Origin of the sequence: Halorubrum tibetense (assembly GCF_042661865.1) — an archaeon.
Taxonomy (GTDB): Archaea; Halobacteriota; Halobacteria; order Halobacteriales; family Haloferacaceae; genus Halorubrum; species Halorubrum tibetense.
On record NZ_JBHSWW010000127.1, the window covers coordinates 1 to 6,718 of the forward strand.

The window sequence follows — 6,718 nt, forward strand, 5'->3', positions numbered from 1 at the left end:
CTCGTCGACGTGGTCGTCGACCCCGACACGAGCATCACCGCCGCGACGGACGGGATCGGGCGGGTCCGCGACCGGATCGGCGCGGACGCGAACGTCATCTGGGGCGGGGCGGTCGACGAGTCGGCGAACGCGGAGTTGCTCGTTCGAGTCGTGGTCGCGGACGTTCGATACGACCCGCCGTTGGCGGCCGGCGACCCGTGTCCGCGCTGTGGCGCGTCGCTGTCGGCGTACACGTTCGGGGCCAGCGAGACGCTCTCGTGTGACGCCTGCGGCTACTCCGGGATCGGGATGCGATAGCGGTGACCCAGCGCCGTCGTCGTCGCTATCGGCGTCGTCGTCGCTATCGGCGTCGTCGTCGCTATCGGCGGCGGCGGCGCGATCCGTGTCGTCGCCATCGCTATCGACTCGGGTTCGATCGCTCTTCGGTCCGGAATCCGACCCCTCGACGGTGCCGATCTCGATCAGTCGGCAGTTCCGAGCTGCCTTTCGAGGGTGCGCGCGAGCGACTCCGAGATCTCGGTGAGATACACCGTCCCCCAGGTCGCGACGATCACCGACCCGACCAGGTTGAATATCATGTCGACGATCGTGTCGTTGATACCGTGTTGTGCGAGGATCGGCTCCATGTCGAGGCGGAGCGCCCCCTGGTCGACGACGAACTCGAATATCTCCCAGATCACGCTCATCGCCAGCATGAACACGAGCAGACACGAGAACAACGCCCACCGCGGCAGGTGTATCGTGTCGCTGTGGAGGTGGATCGCCCGCAGCGCCGCGTAGCCCGTCGCCGCGACGACCGTGGCCGACAGCGTGTGTGTCAGATGGTCCCACGTCGAGATCGCGTCGTACAACCCCGCCGTCCCGAGCGCGTGTAAGAAGACGGCGAGCGTCACCCACAACACGAGCCCGGGCTCGATGGCGACCTCGTAGTCGCGCTCCAAGATAGCGGGAAGGAACGTGATCCCGAGCCCGAGCGCGGCGTTCGTCACCACGGCGATCTGCCGCGACCAGAGGCCGTACACGAACAGCCCGGCCAGCACGACCTGCATGAACCGGACGAGCTGGACCTGCCGCCGTGTCGCGATCCCCAGCCGGTCGCTCAAAACGACGCCCGTGGCGTTCTCGACCGTGTCGGCCTCCCCGACCGCGTCAGGCTCGCCGAGTGCTCGGGAGGGGACCGATCCGTCTCTTCCCGCCGCGGTCGACTGAGTTCCCGTCGAACTCGACGGACCGGCGGGAGTCGTGCCCCCGCGACCGGCCCGCTCGAAGTACAGGTAGAACACTACTCCCGCGACCAGCCCCGCGACCGTCGCGTAGACGAACTCGACCATCACGGCGGCGTTTACGGCGTCCTGTGACCGCCCGTCGAGGAGGTACGTGGTCCCCAAGACGACGTCGGAGCTCCAGCGGAGGACGTTCAACAGCCCGGACATCGCGAGCGTCAGGAGAACGGTCAGGACGACCGCGAACCACGGGACGAGCCGCAGGGGCGTGAAACGGTCGAGCTCGACGGTCATCAACAGCCCGAGCGTCGCGACCGCGAGGCTGGAGACGAAGCCAGTCGTGGGCGGTGCCGGTGCGAACGCCTCCCACAACACGGGTAAGCACACGAGGCCGACGAAGTACCACGGGGGGACCACGGCGGGGTCTCGGAACTTGATCGCCGGTGCGGCGACGACGGCGATCGCCACGACGCTGAACAGCACCGGTTCGCGACGGTCGAGGAACGCGCCGGCGACGATCGTCACGGTCAACACGGCGACGAGTAGCCAGGAGAGGACCGCGTTTCGCCGTGACCGCCCGAAGTACGCCGCGAGACCGTCGGAAGCACCCATCGCTACACGAGAGGGGGTATACGCGGATAGGTATACTGGTCCGGGACGGCGGGTGCGGATCGCCGGGACTAATTCGTGTACCGCCGTCGGTACGGTAGCGAGGCGCGCTTGACATGGATCCCGACACGACGCTCGGCGGGCTGGTGATCACGGTCGGCTCCCCGTTACTCGTCGGGCTCTACTTCGTCGAGGGGCTGTTGGTCGGGAAGCTGCTCCACCCGTCGGTGTTGTTCCTCCTCTACGTCGTCGTCTCGGAACCCGGGCTCGCGCTCACGGCGGTCGTCGCCGCGCTCTGTGTCGTATCGGCGACGGCCGGGCAGCTGGTGTTGTATCGCGGGTTCAGCGGGAAAACCGACCCGGACAGCGGGGTCGCCCGGCTCGTTCCGTACCTCGACCGCGTACCCACCGTGGTGAAAGGCCGGATCGGCGAGCGACGGATGGCAGTGATAGACGGCTGGTTCGACCGGTTCGGCGGCCACGCGATCTGGCTCTCCAACGCGACGCCGGGGTTCCGAGGGTTGATGACCGTCCCCGCCGGCCTGAGCGACTACCCGCAGCGGCGGTTCGTCCTGCTGTCGGCGCTCGGCAACGGCTTATATATGGTGCTGCTCGTTGCCGTCGCCAACGGGCTGTTAGAGGCGCTCCAGTTCCTCCCGTGGGACCTAAGTCTGGAACGGTTCCTGTGACCGGTGTCGTTGTCGCTTATAAGGTGTCGAGAGCGGTCGTGAGTTCATTTATAAGGTGTCGAGAGCGGTCGTGAGTTCATTTATAAGGTGTCGAGAGCGGTCGTGAGTTCACTTATAAGGTGTCGAACTCCTCGCCGTCGCCGCTACCCTCGCACTCGCTCGGGCGATCGATGAACTCGGACCGGACGCCGATCGGTGACACGCGCCGACCGCCGATCAGTGATACCAGCTCGCTCGCGACACGGCGGCGTTCAGCCCGTGTTTATATACTTGGGCGATACGTTCAAGCCTTTCTGTCGCTTTCGTTCCGATACGATGATGCTTCCGACCCACGTGCTCGCTGGGATGGCGCTCGCGCTCCCGCTGTGGGCCGTGAACCCGGAGCTCGCCCCCGTCGGCTTCGTCGCCGGATTTCTCGGGGGGATGTTCCCGGACCTGGACCTGTACGCCGGCCACCGCAAGACGCTTCACTATCCGGTGTACTACGCCGTTGCGGCGGTGATCGCGGTTCCGCTCGCGGCGACAGTCCCGTCGACGGCCACGGTCGCGCTCGCGTTCTTCCTCCTCGGCGCGGCGTGCCACACCGCCGCCGACGTGCTCGGCGCGGGGTTGGAGCTGCGGCCCTGGGAGAGGAACTCCGACCGGGCGGTGTACAGCCACTACCACGGGGCGTGGGTCCGTCCCCGTCGACTCGTCCGCTACGACGGCGCGGTCGAGGACCTCGCGCTGTCGGCGGCGCTGGCGGTCCCGCTGCTCGTCGTCCTCACTGGTCGGCTGTGGCTCCTCGTCGCCGGAACGCTGGCAGTCGCGCTCGGCTACACCCTCCTCCGACGCCCGCTCGCGGCGCTGGCCCCGCGGGTGGTCCGGCTCCTCCCCGATCCGGTCCTCCCGTACGTGCCCGACCGCTACCGTGAGGACGGGGGCGTCTGATCCGGCCGAGAGGAGAGATCTGACCCGACCGAGAGCGGGCGTCCGACCCGACTGAGAACAATCGCTGTTGTAGTATCACAAACGGGGTTTGGTAACAAGTAGCAAAGTTTCAATTCCCTCGGCGTCGAGCGGGCCGGTAGGAGACAGTATGTCACAACACACCGTCGATCCCGGGTCCGCCCGTGGCTTCGACTCGATACGGGAGGTGTTGGCCAAGGCGAACGAGGAGAAAACCGGCGATCAGCTCGCGGGGGTCGCCGCCGGCTCCGAGTCCGAACGCGTCGCGGCCAAACGGGCCCTCGCGGAAACCAGGCTGGAAACGCTCCGTGAGAACCCGGTGGTCCCCTACGAGGACGACGAGGTGACCCGCGTCATACAGGACGCGGTTCGCGAGCCCATCTACGACCGGATCCGCGACTGGACGGTGGCGGAGTTACGGGAGTTCCTCGTCGACGGGGCGACGACCGACCGGGAGATCAAGGCGATCCGCCCGGGGCTCACGAGCGAGATGATCGCGGCCGTCACGAAGGTCATGACCAACGTGGACCTGGTGTTGGCCACGTCGAAGATGACGGTGACCGCGCGGTGTAACAACACCGTCGGCACCGACGGCTCGCTCTCGTTCCGGCTCCAGCCCAACGACCCCGCGGACGACGTCGACCGGATCCTCGATTCCACCCGTGAAGGGCTCTCCTACGGCGTCGGCGACGCCGTGATCGGGATCAACCCGGTCGAGGACGGTGTCGGGACGGTTACCGACGTCCTGGAGGCGACCCACGAGTTCATCGAAGAGTGGTCTATCCCCACTCAGAACTGCTGTCTCGCGCACGTCACGACACAGATGGAGGCGATCCGTGACGGCGCGCCGGCGGACCTGCTGTTTCAGAGCCTCGCCGGGACGGCGGCGGGAAACGACGAGTTCGGCGTCGACGTCGACCTCCTCGACGAGGCGCACGAGCTCGCCCAGCGACGGTCGACCGCGTCGGGGCCGAACGTCACCTACTTCGAGACGGGACAGGGGTCGGAGCTCTCCGGCGACGCGCACGAGGACGTCGACCAGCTCACGCTTGAAGCCCGGTGTTACGGCCTCGCGAAGCGGTACGACCCGTTCCTCGTCAACACCGTCGTCGGCTTCATCGGCCCGGAGTATCTCTACGACGGCCGGCAGGTGATCCGCGCCGGGCTGGAGGACGTGTTCATGGGCCAGCTTCACGGGATCCCGATGGGGATCGACGCCTGTTACACGAACCACATTCAGGCCGACCAGAACGACATCGAGAACCTCGCGGTCCTTCTCGCCGCCGCGGGCGCGAACTTCTTCATCACGGTCCCGATGGGTGACGACGTGATGTTGAACTATCAGTCCAACAGCTACCACGATGCCGCCGCGCTGTGGGAGGTGTTCGATCTGGGGCCCGCGCCGGAGTTCCGCGAGTGGCTCGCCGACGTCGGGATCTGGGCGGACGGGCAGCTGACCGAACGCGCCGGCGACCCGACGAGGTTCTACTGATGAGCCGGAACGACGCCGGCGGAGACTCCGACACCGACGCCACGATCGAGACTGACGCCACGAAAGACACGGAGCCCCTAACCGACGGAGGAACGGGAGCGAACGGCGGAGCGGACCCGGATCGACGGGACCACGATCCGGATCGCCCGGACCCGCCGAGAGTAGGAGTGAGGGATCCGGTCGACGCGGACGCGCTCGATCGGATCGTCTCACGGAGCCCGTCACGGCTCGGCGTCGGGCGCGCGGGGCCGCGTCCGACGACGGACACCCTCCTCCGGTTCCGCGAGGACCACGGGGTGGCCCGCGACGCGGTCACGAGCCGGGTCGACGAGGGTGTGATCGACGAGCTGGGACTCGTCTCCGTTCGCACCCTCGTCGAGGACCACGAGCAGTTCCTGGCGCGTCCGGACCTCGGCCGGGAGATCGACGACGAGACCGCCGACTACCTCCGCGAACGGTGCCGGGTCGGCCCGCAGGTCCAGCTGATCGCCAGCGACGGGCTGAGTTCGACGGCCGTCGAGGCGAACCTCCCGGACCTCCTGCCGGCGCTGCTCGACGGGTTGGCGGCGCGTGACCTCGACGTCGGCACGCCGGTGTTCGTCGAGTTCGGCCGTGTCGACGTGATGGACGCCATCGGCGAGGTGCTCGACGCCGACTGCTGTGTGATCCTCATCGGGGAGCGGCCGGGGCTCCGCACCGCCGAGAGCCTCAGCGCCTACATGGTGTACGGCCCCGAGCGAGGGACGCCGACCGCGCGCAAGTCCGTGATCTCGAACATCCACGACGGGGGGCTTCCCGCCGCCGAGGCCGGTGCCGCGATCGCGGACCTGCTGGCGGAGATGTGCGAGCAGGAGGCGAGCGGGCTCGACCTCCGTGAGGACGACCGTGACTTCCAGAAGTAGCGTCGAGGAGAGGGGAACGGAAGACGGCGGAACGGGCGAGGCGAACGACGGAGTCAGCCGCCGAACGCGAGCGTCTTGACGACGACGGGGACGGCTTCGCGCCCCGCGAACGGCTTCCCGACGTCCAACCGCACGCCCGCCCGCAGGCGGAGTTCGTCGATCACGGGCACCGGCTCGTCCAAGCGGGCGGCGAGGAGCTGTCCGAGCACGTTCGCGCAGTTCTCCCGGGTAACGACCACGACCGGCACCGACCGTGCCGTCGATCGGTCGAGCGAGCGAAGCGCGGCCGCGATCCCGTCCGCCGTCTCCCCGAGGTCGTCGTACGCGAGCGAGCCGACCTCCGGGAGGTACAGCGCGAGCCCGGACACGTCGTCAACGTCGTAGAGCGCCCGAGCGGACCCGATCGCCCGTTCGAAACGGTTACGGGGAGCCTCCGGCGGCTCCGGCGACTCCGATGAGCGGGTCGCCCCCGGTGGATCCACCACGACGACCGGCACGTCACGCAGCGGGAGCCGGTCGGTCGGAAGCCAGACGGTCCGCCCGCTGAACGTGGTCGATTCGGTGCCGACCCCGACGACGGTCGCCCGTAGGTCCTCCGAGAGCGTCAGCGGCCGGTCGGGGAGGTCGGCGTGCCCGCGGAGCGTTCGCCGAAGCGACGCCGCCAACAGCGGCCCGAGATCGTCGAAACGGAAGGTATCGACGCTCCGGTCGTCAACGGTGTTCGCCAGCGATCCCACGCCGCCCGTGAGGACGACGTCGTCGAGACGGACCGGGCGCTCCGGGAGCGGACCGATCGCGAGCGACTCGACCACGTCGTCGAACGGCGGCCCGACGAGCGCGTCGGCGATGGCGGCC

At 68.2% G+C, this 6,718-nt stretch carries 7 protein-coding genes and 1 pseudogene; 5 read left to right on the forward strand and 3 right to left on the reverse strand.

Annotation, left to right across the window (positions count from 1 at the left end):
• A pseudogene (locus tag ACFQEU_RS09380) lies at window positions 1-297 on the forward strand (hypothetical protein); the annotation flags it as partial.
• Here ACFQEU_RS09380 and ACFQEU_RS09385 read toward each other — a convergent pair.
• Window positions 273-395 (reverse strand): hypothetical protein, encoded by a 123-nt coding sequence (locus ACFQEU_RS09385; protein WP_379781492.1) that lies wholly within the window; start codon window positions 393-395, stop codon window positions 273-275. The pseudogene ACFQEU_RS09380 and the gene ACFQEU_RS09385 overlap by 25 nt on opposite strands.
• Window positions 396-461: 66 nt before the next feature.
• Window positions 462-1,835: a DUF2238 domain-containing protein gene (locus ACFQEU_RS09390; protein WP_379781494.1), complete on the reverse strand. Its 1,374-nt coding sequence runs from the start codon at window positions 1,833-1,835 to the stop codon at window positions 462-464.
• 113 nt (window positions 1,836-1,948) lie between these two features.
• Between ACFQEU_RS09390 and ACFQEU_RS09395 the strand changes: the two genes are divergently transcribed.
• From ACFQEU_RS09395 to eutC, 4 genes are all read left to right on the forward strand, one after another.
• Entirely contained in the window at window positions 1,949-2,521 is a 573-nt protein-coding gene (locus ACFQEU_RS09395) for a DedA family protein (protein WP_379781497.1), read from the forward strand.
• Window positions 2,522-2,836: 315 nt separating this feature from the next.
• The gene (locus tag ACFQEU_RS09400; protein ID WP_379781499.1) at window positions 2,837-3,451 is read left to right on the forward strand and encodes a metal-dependent hydrolase; all 615 of its coding nucleotides are present in this window, start codon (window positions 2,837-2,839) and stop codon (window positions 3,449-3,451) included.
• A gap of 148 nt (window positions 3,452-3,599) precedes the next feature.
• On the forward strand, window positions 3,600-4,961 hold the full coding sequence (locus ACFQEU_RS09405; protein ID WP_379781501.1) for an ethanolamine ammonia-lyase subunit EutB: 1,362 nt from the start codon (window positions 3,600-3,602) through the stop codon (window positions 4,959-4,961).
• Window positions 4,961-5,863: an ethanolamine ammonia-lyase subunit EutC gene (gene eutC / locus ACFQEU_RS09410; RefSeq protein WP_379781503.1), complete on the forward strand. Its 903-nt coding sequence runs from the start codon at window positions 4,961-4,963 to the stop codon at window positions 5,861-5,863. Before ACFQEU_RS09405 ends, eutC begins: the two co-directional genes overlap by 1 nt.
• Window positions 5,864-5,916: 53 nt before the next feature.
• Here eutC and ACFQEU_RS09415 read toward each other — a convergent pair.
• On the reverse strand, window positions 5,917-6,718 hold an 802-nt coding region (locus tag ACFQEU_RS09415; protein WP_379781505.1), incomplete at its 5' end, for an ethanolamine ammonia-lyase reactivating factor EutA.

What these genes read in the sequence shown, in the direction of transcription:
- ACFQEU_RS09385 (WP_379781492.1), bottom strand. Translation starts at nt 395, where the DNA reads ATGGCGACGACACGGATCGCGCCGCCGCCGCCGATAGCGACGACGACG.
- ACFQEU_RS09400 (WP_379781499.1), top strand. Translation starts at nt 2,837, where the DNA reads ATGATGCTTCCGACCCACGTGCTCGCTGGGATGGCGCTCGCGCTCCCG.
- ACFQEU_RS09390 (WP_379781494.1), bottom strand. Translation starts at nt 1,835, where the DNA reads ATGGGTGCTTCCGACGGTCTCGCGGCGTACTTCGGGCGGTCACGGCGA.
- ACFQEU_RS09405 (WP_379781501.1), top strand. Translation starts at nt 3,600, where the DNA reads ATGTCACAACACACCGTCGATCCCGGGTCCGCCCGTGGCTTCGACTCG.
- ACFQEU_RS09395 (WP_379781497.1), top strand. Translation starts at nt 1,949, where the DNA reads ATGGATCCCGACACGACGCTCGGCGGGCTGGTGATCACGGTCGGCTCC.
- eutC (WP_379781503.1), top strand. Translation starts at nt 4,961, where the DNA reads ATGAGCCGGAACGACGCCGGCGGAGACTCCGACACCGACGCCACGATC.